The sequence below is a fragment of the Rhizobium sp. TAL182 genome (assembly GCF_002117725.1).
In the GTDB taxonomy this organism is placed as follows: domain Bacteria; phylum Pseudomonadota; class Alphaproteobacteria; order Rhizobiales; family Rhizobiaceae; genus Rhizobium; species Rhizobium esperanzae.
In genome coordinates, this window is the sequence record NZ_CP021027.1 from 105397 (window position 1) to 122259 (window position 16863).

The following is a 16863-nucleotide window of genomic DNA, read 5'->3' on the forward strand; positions in this document are numbered from 1 at the left end:
GCGCAGCGCCTATCGTGGTCAACAGTTTACAGTCTTGCCGCTGCATTCGGCGACTGATGGTCGTCTGCAAGCAGGCAAAGGTTTTTGGCCGACCCGAGACTAGGCTCAAGATAAAGTCGCTCTTAAAGGCATTGAACCAACGACGCGTTCCTAGATCAGTAAAGTGACTCTTCAACCACTTCAGATGCTTGCGCGGAGTCTGTCCGAAAGCTGCATTGACTTCGCACGCGGTCCAAAACCGATTCAGACTGCGCGTTCAATTCAAAACTGAAGATTAGACGTGTGCTTTTAATGGCACTGGATTTGCAAGGACACGGGCGGCGTGCGGCCATAGGTATCGCTTCCATTCGTGATAGAGAGGCGCGGAGGTTAGTCTTGAAACGAAGAGATTTTTCGACTGTTGGGCTCACTGCTCTTCTCGCCGGGATCGTATTCCCGGCTTTTCCCAGCACCGGATTCAGTGAGCAGCGAAAGCCGTCCATCCCCGCACTCCCTGATCAGCGGAAACTTTGGAGTTGGATCAAAAGGCTCAACAGTTTCGGCCCCCGATTGACCGGCAGCCCGGCGCAAGCACGGGCAATCGATTATCTTGCTGGTGAGTTGAGAGGGATGGGCCTTGAGGTGAAGCGCGATCAACTCACGATGCGCCGGTGGATGCCACGAACCACCGCGTTCAAACTGTCAAATGGTGAAGTAATTGAGGTAGCGGCGCCGTTCCCGTATTCCGGGCTTACACCTCCCGGCGGTATCTCGGGTAAGATGGTTCTTTTCAACGGTCGGGTTCAGGCGTTTGAGAAAGCCCGCGGCAAAATTGCGGTGGTGACGGTAAAGCGTCGGGATCTGGCGGCATTCCTCGAACTGGTGACCAATCGACGCGGCAGCCTGCCGGAAGGCATAGACTTTCCCAAAGCCGTAACCACGCCGCTTATCACCGGTTTGCTTGGCGTACCGATCGACAAGGCGCGTGAAGCAGGGGTTTTAGCCGTCGTTTGCATTTTCGAAGGCGTCTCGGAAGTGCAGTTGAAGGGGCAGGTGCTGCCATTCACCACACCGTATTGGGGCTTACCTGCAATATGGGTGGCGCAATCTGAAGGAGAGCGGATCAAAGCCGCGATCAAGCACGGTTTGAGCGGTCGCCTGACCTTGGATGGCACGTTGGAAGACGTTGCGACCGATACGATTTATGCGGTTTTGCCGGGCTGCAACCTGCTTGAGACAATCATCATCAACACCCACACCGATGGACCTAATGCGTGCGAAGAGAACGGCGGTGCTGGGGTACTCGCTCTGGCGCATTATTTCTCCTCGCTACCGAAATCTGCCCGCAACCGAAGCCTCGTCTTCGTACTCGTCACGGGTCATTTCCAGCTTGCCCAGTTCGGCCGCCACGGGAATCAGGCGACGGCGACCTGGCTCGAAATGCATCCAGAATTGTGGGACGGCAAACCCGGCCATGCTAAAGCCGTTGCAGGAGCTACGATTGAGCATCTTGGATGTACCGAGTGGCGAGATGACTTTGCAAAAGGGCACCCCGCGCCCACCGGGAAGCCGGAACTCGATTTGATCTATACCAGTAATAAGTCGATGAGTGGCGTGTACATCGCTGCCGCACGCGGGCGCAAAAAGGTACGCGCGCTGATAGTCGCCCCAGCGGCGGCGCAGGTGATGTTGGGCGAAGGACAGCCATTATACGCATCAGGAATTCCGACGATATCAAGCTGTCCGATACCGGACTATCTTTGCCAGGTCTTGCCGGGCGGAGGCTTGGACCGGCTCGACCCTGATTACGCCTTTCAGCAAGTCGAAACCTTTGCCCGCACGGTCGACTTGCTCGACAGGATGCCGCGTGGTGAGATCGGAATCGTTCCGTTTAACCTGTCCACTGTTATCGGTGATCTGCTGTAAACCTGACCAACACTAACGCCAGCGAAAATGGCGGTGTCACGCGGTCGGCACTTTAACTGGCGCCGAGGATCATCTGGCAGTTCACGATAGTGCCGGGTCATAGCCGTCCCATCTGGGCACGCTTCGTCATGCATGAGATGACCGGCCTGCGTTTCCACATCGCGGCCTTCGAGGCTCTCGGCGGCGCTCCGCGGGAGTGCTTTGCGACCGGATGAAGACTGCCGTCATCGGTGAGCGTCAGACAGAAGGCATCGTCTATAAACCATGCCACCACCAGCCTTAGCCCCAACCAAAGCCACGCGGACGGCCGCTGAAACATCCTAGTTGGTGGGATCCCACACCGCAGGCGAATCCATCACCTCCTGTCCTCCGATAGTCTCCAACGAGCTGGGAGAAACTGCTGATCCAGGCTGAATGAAGACTTTGTGTGGCATTCCCTGGCGACGAGCTTGCTGCCCCTCTCCCGGCGTAGCTGGCTGACCCAGTGCTTGGCATAGACATTGCAGGGGATGAATGCGGCGGTAACTCGTTGGGGTCGGAAGTCGTCAAACTGCTTTCCTAGGCGTCGGCATTGCCTACCGAGCACCTCGCCAGACGGAAGCACGATCGATCTGGCACGTATGTATGCGTACGGGATCATAACCATAGAGGAGTTGAAACGATGGCGGATATTCTTACATCTCTAAACCCGCTCCGGTGGATTGAAGCGCCATCCACGGAACTGGAGAGCCAAGTGACCCAAAGTCTATTCCCGATGTTCCAACGCTTGGCGGAAGCGGGCGCTGAAACCGCTAAAATTCTGCAGGTTGCCTTATTGCGCCGCGTGCAAGTCATGTGCGACAGCCACTCTACCCGCCAGGGAAAGCTCTTTACTGAGGCCGAACGTCTTGCCGAGAGTCTACGCGAGGTGCACGGCAATGGGAATTTGGGCTACGCTTGGGCGGAATACCTGCGCGACGCTAGTGAGCGCGCCATATTGTGCATGGATCTTCTCCGACAGCGCGGCGACATCTTCCTCGAACATGAAGCGGCAGGCTGTCCGCCGGTTTTCTTCTGCGACTACGAGACAGTTATGGATGGAAACGATCTGCCCTTGAAATCCAATTACGTGTTACTTCGAATGATCCCGCCCCAAGGTGTTAACGTCGATGACACGAAGCGCCCCTTCATAATCATTTGCCCGCGCGCCGGACATAGTCCCGGCGTCGGTGGCCACAAAGAAGACAGCCAGGTCGGCGTAGCGTTCCGGGAAGGTCACCCGGTTTATTTGGTGTCCTTCCGCCGAGAGCCAGAGGGGGGGCAGTATCTCTCTAATGTCACGTATGCGGAAGCGGCCTTTGTTCGTGAGGTCATGCGCCTGCATCCGCTTGCCCGCCTTCCAGTCGTAGTCGGCAACTGCCAAGCTGGCTGGGCTACCCTTCTGATGGTTGCGACAAATCTCGACTTAGCTGGCCCGATCATCCTCAACGGATCGCCGGTGACACCTACCTCGGGAAATATCGGTGAAAATACCCTCCGCTACATGGCGGGCCTCTTCGGGGGAGCTTGGATAACCATGTTTTTGTCAGATCTGGGCGGAGGCATCTTCGACGGCGCCCATCTCGTACAGAATTTCGAAACGCTCAATCCCGAGCGCCAGTTATTCATGAAGTATGTCGAACTGTTCCGAGATGTGGATGCGGCGAGCGAAGCCTTCCTTAAGGCTGAGAAGTGGTGGGGCGGCTTCTGCCTGATGCGGGGAGACGAGATCCGCTGGATAGTTGAGCACCTCTTTGTTGGTAATCGACTGGCGCACAACAAGGCGTATGGGGAGCCGGACCGGCGGCATTTCGACCTTAAGAAGATCAGGGCGCCTATTATCATATTTGCCAGTCATGGCGACAATGTCACGCCGCCGCAGCAGGCGCTGAATTGGATCCCCGAAATCTATGACAACGAGGAGGAAATCCGCCTTCTCGGCCAGCACATTATTTATATGGTACACAACGACGTCGGTCACCTCGGTACATTCGTTTCCTCGAGAGTAATCAACAAAGAATACAATGAGGTTGCAAGCACGCTCGAGGCAATTGAGGCGTTGTTGCCTGGCCTTTACGAGATGCGCATCACGGACATTCAAGAAGATGCTGGACACAAGAGCTATAGTGTTGAACTGATCGAGCGCACCTTCGAGAATATCCGTGAGTTTAACGATGGCCATGACGATGGAGGTCCCTTCGCTGCCGTCGCCCGCGTCTCTGAACTGCAAGCGCAGATCTATCACACAGTTGCCCGCCCCTTTGTGCAGGCCGCGGTCACAGACATCTCAGCAGACGCCAGCCGAATGTTCCATCCAAAGCGGCTGGAGCGATCGCTGCTGTCTTCTCAGAATCCGATCATGGTTGGCTATAAGTCAATTTCAGAGCAGGTACGGAACTCCCGGGCGAACGCAGCAGCGGAAAATCCTTTCCTGGCTGCGGAAGCGCTCTATTTCAAGGCTGTCGAACAGGCGATCGTGGTCATGCGCGACTGGCGCGACATGGGTTATGAGCTCGCGTTTCACATGATCTGGAACAACCCTTGGCAGCGATATTTTGACAATCCCCACGAAGCATACCGCAAAGGGACGACACTTGACGATATGAGATGGCAGCCGGACATCGCCAATGCGCTCAGGAGGATCGCGATCGGCGGACTCGCCGATGCCATCATCCGTATGGTCGTACTCCTGGTGAGCGATCGTGGCGGGATCCGACGCGACCGCCTGGCGCGCTGGTCACGGGTGCTGACCGAGGACGAGCCCTTCCGCTCACTAAGCGCTGATCATTTGGCCGAAATCACTCGCGTGCAGACGGCTATCGTCACCTTTGAGCCGGAGCAAGCAATGGAGACGCTGCCGCTGTTGCTAACGGAACCGAGGCAACGGCAACTCGCTTATGCAGCCGCTTGCTATATCCCGGGCTCCAGGGCGGAGATGTCATCGAGTACTGTTGCCATGCTACAGCGCTTCGCGGACGTGCTTGGCCAGCCATCGATCGTCGATGTGATTGAGGATCCGCTGGCAGTGACATAGTTTGTTCGTAGAGTAGCGTCTCGATCTCACCGAATCACATAATTATTGGTTTTCGCTCGTTGGTCACGGAGGCGCTTGAAACAATTCCATCGCAAATTCAGCCAGGACCGCAGATCGGAAAATTGCCATTGGACATCCGTCCTTTACAACGCAACGATGCCGTAATCCGGTTCAGTGATCGGGCCGGCAGAGGGCGGATTGAAACTGTGGAGGAAGGCTCTCGTCATAGGGCTGGCGCTCGCTGCAAATCATCGTGATCGAACGCACTGGCCATACGGTTGATCTCGGCTGACCGCGCACCGACCGCCTTGGCGGTCTCGCGCCACCTTGCGGTGTCGCGACTTCCTTAATGATCGCGCGAGCCTCGGCGAGCGTTAGGGCGTAGAGCCCTGCAGCTTCTTCCAGCAGGTCAAGGGAGCAGGTGCCTTCATCAAGATCAATGTTTGTCGTCAGCGCGCGCGCCTTGACATCCGTAGGCACTGGATTGAGGTCATAGGCAGGGGACAACGACCAGCTGGCTTTATTGAGCCACAGAAAGCCGTGATTTTTCTCCCCAGCTCAGAGCTAGAGCGGGCTGCAGCGAGAAGCGGCCGGGGTCCTCGAGCCAGGCACGATCATACTCAAACACGATTGTTTCGGCACCACGGGCGCGATTGCTCCGGGCCAGATGGGACGTGTGCGGCCGTGAAGGTCGAGATGAACTTCGAAATCAGCCATCGCGTGACGATCCCGGTGATCGCCTTGGGTGAGCGTGCTTGGGCAACTCTGCATTGGCCAGAGACTGGCCGACGCTGTCGTTACGGATGTCGGCGACTTGGCTCAGCCCATCTAGCAGGCCGAGTGCCTGGAGGACGCCTGCATAGATGCCGATGCTGACATTGGTGTCGCCGGCCTCGATCTTTTGAAGCGTTGAGCGTGAGGTGAAGGCACGTTCGGCTACTACCGCCATAGGCAGGCGGCGACGTCGACGTGCGTCGTGGATGTCTGCGCCCAGTTTGCGCAGCGCGCGCCACACAGCGGCCGGAGCGTTGTGAGGTGTCGGAATTTGTCACCTTCGCACTACAGATTGCACTAGATATGTAGCACGAAGGTTACAATTTTTCAAGAGAGATGGTCAGAGAGAAAAGTGGTTAGAATGGGAATCGCGGGAGCGATAGCGCAAGTACGAGCCAGGCTGGCAGGCGAAGAAAGATGGCGGATCTTGAGGTGCTCAAGATCGATGCCGCCTCCGGACTGGAAGCGCGATCGGAACCACTATCGTCTGCTGATGCGGCTTTTGCCGATTGCCAAGCTGCACCCGGCCCTTAGTCGAACGGGTGCTCCTGGAAGATGCGGTGGTGTCGGTGACCGTGGACACCTCGTCGATCAGGGTCGCAACCGTGGCTGGTTTTGAGAAATCGGCGGGCGGACATTGTCGGCCATCAGGACACCAATTGAACTAGGCCATTTGGACTAGAATTTCCACTTATGGCGCGCCAACCGATCGGTTCCTCATGGATCGGGAAGCCGACCTCTACACAGCGGGCTCAATCCTCTAGAATAGTTGCTAATGACCGCTCATCAGACAATCTGATTGAAAGTTCCCCGCGAAGCAGCCATATATTTAGCTCAAATTCATTAGTGCTACGTAGGACATTGATCATGGTAGATGTGGAGCTGCAGGTCGCTCGGCAAAATGCCTCTCTTCGAGTGCAAGTCGAAGAAAGGCTCAGACAGGCTATTGCGACGGGCAAGTTCAAGCCGGGGCAAAGGCTCGTCGAGCGCGAGCTTTGCGAAATGATCGGCGTGGGTCGCACGTCCGTCCGTGAAGCGCTTCGGCAGCTTGAGGCAGAGGGATTGATCACAAGCTTCCCCCACAAGGGTCCAGTTGTCAGTATCATAACCTATGAGGAGGCCGCTCAGCTCTACACCGTCCGCGCGCTGCTCGAGGGGTTTGCTGGTCAGCAGTTCGCCGAAAATGGAACGGCGGAAGATATTGCCACTTTGCAAGATGCCGTTAGAGAATTCGAAGCGTCGGCGGAAAGCGGCGTGGGACACAGGCTCATCGCTGCCAAAAACGCCTTCTATGACTGCTTGATGGATGGCAGCAAAAACGTCTTCGTCAGGCAAATGCTAACATCGCTGCACAACCGGATCAATCTTCTGCGCATGACTTCGATGACACAACCGGGGCGCCTCAAACATAGCATTGCAGAAATCAAAGAGATTGCCGAAGCGATCCAAAATCGCAACGGACCCAGGGCTGCGGCCGCTTGTAAGCACCACATTGATATGGCTGCGAAAGTCGCACTCGAGTACCTGCGCAACAACACCTCAGGCTGATGCCATAAGATTTTCCGAAAATTGACAGATTGTCTGATGCTGGAGGTGGCCGGGTGTAATTAAATCCTTCAGGGCACGGTGCTTTTGACAACGCAACAACCTCTCTGGTGTCCATCGGACGATAAGATGGGTGCTGCTTGCACGGTCATTTTAAGTGAGGTGATTGAAGAAGCGACGGCAAAATTGGCGTCGTAGCGAGGGAGGGCCGGCCCAAGCATGAATTTTCCGATTGACAGATTGTCTGATAGGTCGTTAACTACTCCTCACTAACGGAGGTAGCTGATTGTGCTTGCCTCACATTCGGGAGCGGGACGTTGTCACCACGAAAAAATCTGCGCGTCGCCTTTATTGGTCTCGGCGCAATGGGCGGGCCGATGGCACAACATCTGTTGTCGGCTCAATTCGAAGTCACTGGCTTTGATCTATCGGCCGAGGCTAGGGAAAGGTTCGCGGCCGTCGGCGGCGTTCCGGCAGAGACGGTAGCGGAAGCATTCAATGGCGCCGATGTTGCGGTTACCATGCTTCCCAACGGCAAGATTGTTCAAGACGCGCTCTTCAAGGATGGGGCCTGGCAATCCCTGAGTGCTGACGCGCTTGTCATCGACATGAGCTCATCGGCGCCCAATGATACTCGTGAGCTCGCAGAGCGCTTGCATCAGAAGGGCTTGCGGCTGGTCGATGCTCCCGTGTCAGGCGGAGTGAAGCGAGCCGTCGAAGGCTCTCTTACTATCATGGCAGGCGGTGCTTCTGACGATATCGATCAAGCTGATCCCATCCTGTGCGCCATGGGCGGCCAGATTTTTAGGACAGGCCCGATCGGCTCAGGGCACGCCATGAAAGCCATCAACAATTTCGTATCGGGAGCCGGGGTTCTGGCAGCTATCGAAGGCGTTCTTCTTGGCCGAACGTTTGGTCTCGATCCTAGAACGATCGTCGATATTCTCAACTCGTCGTCTGGCAAGAACAACGCAACAGAAGTGAAGATGAAGCAGTTCATCCTCTCGGAGACTTTTGGCTCTGGTTTTGCTTTGGGGCTTATGGCGAAAGACATTAGGATTGCAGCGGACTTGTCGAAGGCGCTCAATCTCCAGCTGCCGACATTGGCCGGTACCGCTGATGCCTGGGATGCTGCTCGGCATGCTTTAGGCCCCGATGTCGACCATACGAAAATTGCGCAGTTCGTGAAAGATCAGGCCTGACCGCGAAAAACTACGCCAAACTGACAGTTGAAAATTGTCTGATAATCTGTCAAATATGATGAAGGGAGCGAAACCCAATGGCCACTTTGGACAGGAAAGATAAGGGGTCTAAGGCCGGCGAGCGAACAGCTCCATCGGAGCAGTTCAAGCGCGGACTTGCTACTCGTCGGCAGGTGATGGGGGACGCTTACGTTGATGCGGCCCTCGGAAAGGCGACCGACTTCACCTGGCCGATGCAGGAACTCGTCACCGAGTATTGTTGGGACAATATCTGGAACCGACCTGGCCTCGACCGTCGCGCTCGATCGATCCTCAACCTTGGAATGATAGCGGTTTTAAACCGACCGCACGAGCTCAGAGGCCACATCCGCGGCGCCATCAACAACGGTGTTACGAAACAGGAGATCCAGGAGATCTTCCTTCAGGTGGCTATCTACGTTGGTGTGCCAGCAGGCATCGACAGTTTCAGGCATGCCCAGGAAGTATTCACCGAAATGGGCATTTGAGAATGTGCTGTCCCGTGAGGGGGCATGTACAACATGCGCGGAGTTCTCAGCGCTTATCAACAAGGGAGGAGCCTAAAATGGCGATAGATCTCAAGAAATTCATAGAATTCGTGCGGGAGGATTTCGAGTTCAAGCGCGAAACTCGTTATCTTAACGGTATATTAAAATGCGATTTCCCTACCCGCAGTGTAGCGCTTCATTTCGAGGACGGTACGTTGCTAAAGGTGGAAGAGGCCGAATACGACGACGACAAGTGCACTATCGTCATACGCGGGACCGGTTCACAGTGGGAGGCGCTGCTTCAGCACAAACCCTTGCCGTTTTATCAGTGCTTGCAGTCATCAAACATCAAGCATGGCCTCTACCTTAGCAGTAACAACGAAACCTTCGCGTATCTGCCTGCTCTCAACCGCATGACCACCCTGATGCGCAATGCCCGTTCTGAAGGAGCAGCAGCATGACCAAGTTTGACCCCATTATCGGCCGTTATCTCTATCTCACCGTAGAAGGTATCGAGTACCGCGTCTATTACGAAGAAGCGGGCCAGGGGATTCCGCTTCTCGTCGGTCATACGGCAGGGTCCGACGGTCGCCAATACCGTCATATGCTTTGCGATTCCGACGTGACAAAAAATTTTCGCGTCATCGCGTTCGATCTGCCGTATCACGGCAAGTCCCTTCCCCCCTACGGCGTTCGCTGGTGGGAGAAGGAATACAACATGACCAAGAAGTTCATGATGGACTTCCAGCTCGAACTCTCAAAAGCGCTCGACCTAGACCGCCCCGTTTATTTGGGCAGCTCCATGGGCGGCCATCTCGCGATCGACCTGGCATCGAACTATCCGGACAACTTCCGCGCCACGATCTCGGTCGAAGGTGCGTTGCGCTCGGCGGCGGAGTACGTCGACGTCGGTATGGCTGGCATCCGCAGGGAGTTCGACAATCCAAACGTCAATCGCACCTCCATCGGTGCGGCGATGATGCTGAATATCTCACCGTACTCGCCAGAAGCGAATGTCCGTGAAATCCAGTGGGAATACAGCTGCGGTGGACCGGGAATCTTCGCGGGTGATCTTTATTACTACTACTACGACCACGATGTGTCGCCAGAGGAAGCCAGCAAAATCGATACGTCGAAATGTATGCTATACTTCCTCACGGGCGAATACGATCCAAACACGTCCCCGGCCGATACCAAGATTGCTGCAGACCTGGTCAAAGGCTCCAAGTTTTGGACAATGGAAAAGCTCGGACATTTTCCCGTTACTGAGGACTATAGCGAGTTCCGGAAGTATCTGTTGCCGATTCTTGAGGAGATCCAACAGTCATCAGCAGCTCGGTCTAAGGTTGCCTGATCCTTTTCTCGGGAGGAGAACTTCAATGAGGTGCATTCTGAATGTCACACTTGGGGCGCTGATCTCGGTTAGCGCCCTGGCGACAACCGCTTACGCGGATGGTGTCGATCAGCTACCGGCTACAGAAAAGAAGATCTATGAAACTGTAGATCCGCAGATTCCATTGGGGGCGAGCGCCTACAAAGACTTCAAGCCCAAAAAGGGTCCTCCGTGGAAGATCGGCTATGCAAGCAGCTACGCTGGCAACACCTGGCGAGCCGCAGCTCTCGATGCGGTCATGAGCGATCTTTTACCGCGATCAAAGGCTGCGGGCCTGGTGTCTGATGTCGTGGTCACCCAGTCGGATCTTAAAGACGCCGTTCAGATCCAGCAGATGCGTCAGATGGTGGACGAAGGCGTCGATGCAATCATCATCTGCTGCTCGAACGTCACGGCTCTTAATCAGACGATCGAATATGCCTACAAAGCCGGTGTGCCGGTGTTCTCATTTTCGGGCTACGTGACGTCGCCATACGCCATCAATGGCGCGGCCAATCACGCGCAGGGCGGTGCCGAGATGGCGACGTGGCTGGCGGAAAAAATAGGAAAGAAGGGCAATATCCTTCTCGTTTCTGGTATTCCCGGTTTCGCTTCTTCGGACAGCTTTGACAAAGCGGCTAAGGAAGCACTTGCTAAGTACCCCGACATAAAGATCGTCGGTGAAGTTGCAGGGAAGTGGACCGACCAGGTGGCCCAGGTCGAAGTTCAGAAGTTTCTTGCGACGAACCCGACGAAGATTGATGGGATCCTCACGCAGGGGGCCCAAGAGAACGGCGTTCTCAACGCAATGCTGCAGTCAGGTCGAGACATGATCCCGATTACTCTCGGGGGGGAAGCTTCCGCCGCGTGCTACTGGCGCAAGAACCCCGAGTTTGTGGACAGGAGTTTCCATATTTGGCCGCCGCGTCGCGAGATGCAACAGATGTGGGAGATCATGCTCCGCACATTGGAGGGACAAGGCCCTAAGGTTCAGTCCTTCCTTCGACCCGTCTTGCCTTACACCATCGATGAAGTCCGCGCGGCAATACCAGAAGATTGCGACTTGAACTCGACAGACTTCGTGGAGCCCAAGGCGGACGGGTGGTTTCCTGCTGCGATTGCTGCAGACTACTTCGAACGCCCGGCTGATCCCTGGAAGCCTGTGTCGAAGTGAAACTGTTCTGCCCGGTGGGTCTTGCCACCGGACAGAAGTTTCTCTTGTGGGAGGACCGCCTCGCGCGGCCGTTGGGATTAGAGGATCTCCGATGCAAAACCAAACTACGATCAAGTTGATCAATGTTGCCAAGTCTTTCGGCGAGACTAAGGCCTTAAAGAAGTGTGATTTTGAAGCCCGGGCCGGAGAAGTGCACGCCATCGTCGGAGAGAATGGAAGTGGCAAAAGCACGATGGCGAAGATCATGTCTGGAGTGTTGCACCCAGATTCCGGGAGCGTTTCGGTCCTTGGAGAAGAGATTTCGACTCCGACTGACGCCAAGCGCATCGGGCTGACAACGATCTTCCAGGAAGTGCTGGTGGCCGACGAGGCCAGTGTATTGGAAAACCTGTATGTCGGGCGCGACGGCATCTTCCGCTCGCAGGGCGGCAGTGGTCGGCGTACCGAGGCTGAGGAGATCCTGAAACGCCTCGTCGGCAAGCCCGTGGATCTCGATCAGAACGTTGGGGCATTGCCTCTGAGCGTCAAGCAATGGATAGTTATTGCGCGAGCGGTCTTGCGCAGGCCGAAGGTCCTCATCCTCGATGAATCGTCTGCGGCATTAGACCTCGATTCCACGATCCGCCTCCACGAGGAAATTGATCGTCTCCGTAGGGAAGGTGCGACCGTGCTGATCGTAACGCATCGGATCGCTGAACTTGTCCGCATCGCCGATCGAGCCACGATCCTTCGCGACGGCGTCACGATTGGTACGCTCGAGAAGCATGAAATAACTGAAGAGAACCTGCTTTCAATGATGACGCCCGCGGACCGAAACGCAAGCGACGCGAAGGCGTACGAATCAAAGCAAGTAGGCGCCGCCGCGCCGGCCGTGGTAGCGGTAAGAGACCTCGTTACTCACAGCGCGGCAGCGCCCTTCGATTTCGATCTACCGAAAGGAGCGATCATCGGTGTTGCAGGACTCGACGGGCAGGGGCAGGACGCTTTCGTACGCGCCGTTGCGGGTATCATCCAGCCTTTTGGTGGTAATGTCCAAGTCTGGTCATCCAGCACCGAGAGAATGAAAAAGGTCGCATCGCTCGAAGACGCTACCAAAGCAGGAATCTCGTATATTTCCGGCGACCGCAAGCGTGAAGGTATCTTCCCTCAGCAGAGCATCTTCGAAAATCTTGCCATCGGCGTCTATCGCAAGAACCTCGGTCCTCTTGGTATAATCAATAAGGCCGGCCTCAAACCCATGTTCAAACGCGAGGTGGATCGGCTCCGGATTAAGATTGGAAGTCCGGCGAACAAGATCACCTCACTGTCGGGCGGAAATCAGCAAAAAGTTTTGATCGGCCGTGCCTTTGCAAACGAACCGTCCGTCATCGTCCTTAACGATCCCGCTCGCGGTGTCGACCTCGGAACGAAGCGCGATCTCTACCGCGAACTGCGCCTGTTCACGGAGAAGGGTGGCAGCGTGATTTATCTATCAAGCGAAATCGAAGAGTTCATCGGCTTTGCGGACCGCGTCGACGTCTTCTTTGCTGGAAGGCTTTTCCGGTCGCTAGCAGGCGAGGACATAGCGGAAGAGCCAATCTTGGCCGCAATGTTTGGAAAATCGCCAAACGCCTCCATCGAGTTCGATCTGGAAAGGACTGCATGATGTCTGGAATCGCATTCCGTCAAATCACCCAGGACCGTTCCCTCTTCGTGCCGGCCGGCCTATTCATTGTCCTTTTGGTCGCCGTTGCCCTACGCGGACACGGGCTATTCACGAACAACGGCCTCGCAGGTGCAATCCTTGTCGCCACGCCCTTGATTCTAACGGCGCTTGCCCTCACCCCCATTGTCATGGCGGGTCGTGGAGCAGTGGACCTTTCAGTTGGCCCCTTGATGGGGTTCATCAACGTTACCCTTATTACCTGGCTTGTGGGTAACGGAATTACCAACCCTATCGCAGTGATAGTATGGGCAGTCGGCCTGGGAGCGGCATTCCAGCTACTCCAGGCGCTGGTTATCATTTATGTGCGTGTCGCTCCGATAATCGTTACGCTGTCGGGTTTTCTTGTCCTCTCCGGGTTGAACCTGATGGTGATGTCCCGACCGGGTGGAGTCGCGCCCGACTGGATGCTTAGCTGGGGGGCGGGGACCGACATCATGTCACCTGTTTTGCTGTTGCTGGTTGCAGCGTATGCATTATGGCTCCTTCTCAGGGGGACTATGTTTTACCGCAACCTTCGCATGACGGGTGCGGATGAGCGCATGGCGTATACGAGCGGCGTTCGAGTGGACGCAGTCCGCATCATCGCCCACGTTGTTGGTGGAGCATTCGCTGGACTTGCCGCCCTCAGCTACACGGCGCTGATCTCCTCTGGTGATCCGACGCAGGGCAGCACCTACACCCTTCAGGCTGTTACGGCCCTGGTTCTCGGAGGTGCGAGCCTCTCCGGTGGTCGTGGTGGAGCACTTGGATCTACGCTTGGCGCGATCAACATGTTCCTCATCTCCTATCTCCTCTCCACCTTCAACTTCGGCACGGTTTCGGGGTTCGTTACCCAGATGGCATTCGGCTTAATCCTCGTCGGATCACTTCTCGTGAACGTCTTTGTCATCAGTCGCCGCGCGGTTGTGTAAGGAGCAAGATAATGGTCGCGACAGTTATGAATTCCGAAATCAAATCGGCTCAGAAGTCTAACCCGCTCAAGGCTCATCGGAGCATCGTCATTGGCTTTGTTCTTCTGGCCTCTCTCTTAGCACTCGGTGCATTGCTGGTCCCCGGCTTCGTATCATCCCAAAACGCGCGTTCAATCCTTCTTCTCGCAGCGTTTCTGGGGCTTGCCTCCATTGGCCAGACCCTGTGCGCTCTGGTCGGTGCGCTCGATCTTTCGATACCATATATTATTGGAGGCGCGAACATCCTCCTTCCCAGCCTTATGGTCGCAGGTATTCCCGCTCCCCTCGCGATGCTGGTTGTCATGCTCCTCGGTGCGCTTGTCGGGGCCGCCAATGGCGCCCTGAGCTTCCGTCTCCAAGGGCAAGCGCTGATCATGTCGCTCGGAGTTGGCTTCGCGGCCGTCGGTGCGGTCCAGATCTACACCTCACTCGGCTCGGCGTTTGGTGGTACAGTGTTTGCTCCGGTACCCGAATGGCTGAGGAACATTTCGGCGTTCAACGGAAAGTTTTTCGGCCTGTCGCTGCCTCCGGTCATCGTGATCTGGGCTATCGTCGCCATCGCGCTTGGATGGTTCATGTACAACACCTGGTTTGGCCGCAGCATTTACGCCGTCGGCGGAAGCCGGACGGCGGCCGCCCGCCTCGGAATCTCCGAATTCAAGGTCTGGACCGTCATCCATAGCGTCAGCGGTGCCATGTCTGCAATCACGGGCATGCTGCTACTAGGGTTTTCCGGTGGTGGCTTCGTCGGCGTGGGCGACCCTTATCTTTTCACCACCGTAGCAGCGGTGGTGATTGGAGGGACGTCGCTTCTTGGTGGGGCGGGCGGCTATGGCGCGACAGTGCTCGGTGTTCTTGTCCTGACTGTACTGACCTCGCTTCTAGTTGGCCTCGGACTGAACTTTCCGGCGCAGCAGGCTGTCGTCGGTCTGCTCATCGTTCCGATGGTCGCGATATACGCACGGTCACCACACATTCGAAATCAGATATGATCAATGCATAGAAAGGAAGATCCATGGCAATCTCCAGCACCCTGCTAGGCCGTTTAAAGGACCAGACTCTCGTTCGCGAGCAGATGCTGGTTGGAGGAAAGTGGTCGAGCGAAGGGGTAAACGGCACACGCATCAACGTGCTAAACCCCTCCACGATGGACGTCCTTGCCTCTTTGCCTAGCGCTGGCCTTGCTGAAGTGCGAGCCTCTATCGATGCTGCAAAGGCTGCACAGAAGAAGTGGGCTAAGGTTTCGGCGAAGGAACGCTCGCTGATCATGCGGAAGTTCTACGAAGAGGTGGTAGCTAACGCTGAAGACCTGGCCGTAATTCTGACATCGGAAATGGGCAAGCCACTGGCGGAAGCGCGTGGCGAGATTGCTTACGGCGCTTCCTACATCGAATGGTTCGGCGAGGAAGCCAAGCGTGTCTATGGTGACACCATTCCAGGTCACCAGGCCGACAAGCGACTGCTTGTCATCAAGCAGCCGGTTGGCGTTGTGGCCGCCATCGCTCCTTGGAACTTTCCGTCGGCGATGGTGTGCCGCAAGATCGCGCCGGCGCTCGCGTCCGGCTGCGCGATCGTATTCAAGCCTGCTGCCGAGACTCCGTTATCGGCGCTTGCATTGGCGATCCTCGCGGAGCGTGCCGGAATACCCGATGGCTTGTTCAGCGTCCTCCCGACGGATAATGCAAGAATGTTTGGCGAGGAGGTCTGCTCCAACCCGGTCGTCAAGAAACTGACCTTCACCGGTTCGACCGAAGTTGGCCGTATCTTGATGGCGCAAGGCGCCCAGAAGATCATGAAGCTGAGCCTGGAACTCGGCGGCAATGCGCCGTTTATCGTTTTCGACGATGCAGATCTCGACCAGGCGGTCGAGGGGGCTATGCTTTCTAAGTTTCGTAACGCGGGTCAGACCTGCGTGTGCGCGAACCGTATTTACGTACAGAGCGGGATCCATGACAGGTTCGTCGAGAAGCTGGCAATGCGCGTGAGTGCCTTGCAGGTTCTTGACGGGTTTGAGAGCGGGGCGACGATCGGCCCGTTGATCAACGATGAAGCGGTAGCAAAGCTCTATGGTCATATCGATGACGCTGTGACCAAGGGTGCGACTGTCGTGGTTGGTGGTGACCGCGATGCTCGCGGAGGCACGTTCGTCCAACCAACGCTTCTCTCGGGTGCCACAAAGGATATGAAGGTTGCGCGTGAGGAAACCTTCGCGCCTCTGGCTCCGGTGTTCAAGTTCGATACTGTCGAGGAAGTCATCGAACTCGCGAACGATACGGAATTCGGCTTGGCAGCCTACTTTTTCGCCAACGACCTCAGGAACGTTTGGAAGGTCACAGAGGCGCTGGAATACGGCATGGTTGGCGTGAACACGGGTCTGATTTCCACCGAATTAGCGCCATTCGGCGGAGTCAAGCAATCCGGCTTCGGCCGAGAGGGCTCAAAGTACGGAATGGATGACTTCTTATCCATGAAATACGTCTGCATGGGCGGGATCGGCGCATAGCGATCGCCCAAGGGTCGCTCGCCGACTGAACTTAAAGGGGGAGAGGTCTGTTGAATAGAGGCAGGACAGCAACATCCTCTCCGCCGGTTGCGAGGTCTCAAAAGGCTGGACTTTTCTAGAGGTTTCGCGGGAGCTGTCCTACGGATCTTCCCTTCCGACCCCTTCTGGGGCCGGC

The 16863-nt window shown here is 56.2% G+C and carries 13 protein-coding genes and 2 pseudogenes; 13 read left to right on the forward strand and 2 right to left on the reverse strand.

Features of this window, described 5'->3' with window-relative positions; all coding sequences use genetic code 11:
* Nucleotides 1-375: 375 nt before the first annotated feature.
* The 3 genes and pseudogenes from Tal182_RS24935 (at nt 376) to Tal182_RS24940 (ending at nt 4957) form a co-directional block, all read left to right on the forward strand.
* Nucleotides 376-1905, forward strand: a complete 1530-nt coding sequence (locus Tal182_RS24935) for a hypothetical protein (RefSeq protein WP_004668604.1) — start codon at nt 376-378, stop codon at nt 1903-1905.
* Between the two features lie 65 nt (nt 1906-1970).
* Nucleotides 1971-2140 (forward strand): annotated as a pseudogene (locus Tal182_RS31925) (IS21 family transposase); the annotation flags it as partial.
* A gap of 426 nt (nt 2141-2566) precedes the next feature.
* A complete protein-coding gene (locus tag Tal182_RS24940) occupies nt 2567-4957 on the forward strand; it encodes a DUF3141 domain-containing protein (RefSeq protein WP_011053336.1) in 2391 nt (796 codons plus the stop codon).
* A gap of 223 nt (nt 4958-5180) precedes the next feature.
* On the opposite strand, the pseudogene Tal182_RS32905 reads toward Tal182_RS24940, so the two are convergent.
* Together Tal182_RS32905 and Tal182_RS24950 are read right to left on the reverse strand one after the other, a co-directional pair.
* Nucleotides 5181-5506: pseudogene (locus tag Tal182_RS32905) on the reverse strand (HipA domain-containing protein); the annotation flags it as partial.
* A 160-nt stretch (nt 5507-5666) separates the two neighbouring features.
* Nucleotides 5667-6002: a helix-turn-helix transcriptional regulator gene (locus Tal182_RS24950; protein ID WP_085861365.1), complete on the reverse strand. Its 336-nt coding sequence runs from the start codon at nt 6000-6002 to the stop codon at nt 5667-5669.
* A 596-nt stretch (nt 6003-6598) separates the two neighbouring features.
* Here Tal182_RS24950 and Tal182_RS24955 point away from each other — a divergent pair.
* From Tal182_RS24955 to Tal182_RS25000, 10 genes are all read left to right on the forward strand, one after another.
* Nucleotides 6599-7279 (forward strand): GntR family transcriptional regulator, encoded by a 681-nt coding sequence (locus Tal182_RS24955; RefSeq protein WP_004668612.1) that lies wholly within the window; start codon nt 6599-6601, stop codon nt 7277-7279.
* A 314-nt stretch (nt 7280-7593) separates the two neighbouring features.
* Nucleotides 7594-8478: an NAD(P)-dependent oxidoreductase gene (locus tag Tal182_RS24960; RefSeq protein WP_011053340.1), complete on the forward strand. Its 885-nt coding sequence runs from the start codon at nt 7594-7596 to the stop codon at nt 8476-8478.
* A 77-nt stretch (nt 8479-8555) separates the two neighbouring features.
* A complete protein-coding gene (locus tag Tal182_RS24965; protein ID WP_004668619.1) occupies nt 8556-8984 on the forward strand; it encodes a carboxymuconolactone decarboxylase family protein in 429 nt (142 codons plus the stop codon).
* A gap of 77 nt (nt 8985-9061) precedes the next feature.
* Entirely contained in the window at nt 9062-9445 is a 384-nt protein-coding gene (locus tag Tal182_RS24970; protein WP_004668622.1) for a hypothetical protein, read from the forward strand.
* On the forward strand, nt 9442-10338 hold the full coding sequence (locus tag Tal182_RS24975; protein ID WP_004668623.1) for an alpha/beta hydrolase: 897 nt from the start codon (nt 9442-9444) through the stop codon (nt 10336-10338). The genes Tal182_RS24970 and Tal182_RS24975 overlap by 4 nt, the downstream gene beginning before the upstream one ends.
* A 25-nt stretch (nt 10339-10363) precedes the next feature.
* Nucleotides 10364-11530, forward strand: coding sequence for an ABC transporter substrate-binding protein (locus tag Tal182_RS24980; RefSeq protein ID WP_008534334.1), 1167 nt, complete (start codon nt 10364-10366; stop codon nt 11528-11530).
* A 91-nt stretch (nt 11531-11621) separates the two neighbouring features.
* Nucleotides 11622-13175, forward strand: coding sequence for a sugar ABC transporter ATP-binding protein (locus Tal182_RS24985; protein WP_004668627.1), 1554 nt, complete (start codon nt 11622-11624; stop codon nt 13173-13175).
* Nucleotides 13172-14146 carry an ABC transporter permease gene (locus tag Tal182_RS24990; RefSeq protein ID WP_008534336.1) on the forward strand — a complete coding sequence of 325 codons (975 nt, stop codon included), beginning with the start codon at nt 13172-13174 and terminating at the stop codon, nt 14144-14146. The genes Tal182_RS24985 and Tal182_RS24990 overlap by 4 nt, the downstream gene beginning before the upstream one ends.
* 11 nt (nt 14147-14157) lie before the next feature.
* Nucleotides 14158-15177 carry an ABC transporter permease gene (locus tag Tal182_RS24995; protein ID WP_004668632.1) on the forward strand — a complete coding sequence of 340 codons (1020 nt, stop codon included), beginning with the start codon at nt 14158-14160 and terminating at the stop codon, nt 15175-15177.
* 23 nt (nt 15178-15200) lie between these two features.
* Nucleotides 15201-16688 (forward strand): NAD-dependent succinate-semialdehyde dehydrogenase, encoded by a 1488-nt coding sequence (locus Tal182_RS25000; protein ID WP_008534338.1) that lies wholly within the window; start codon nt 15201-15203, stop codon nt 16686-16688.
* Nucleotides 16689-16863 lie beyond the last annotated feature (175 nt).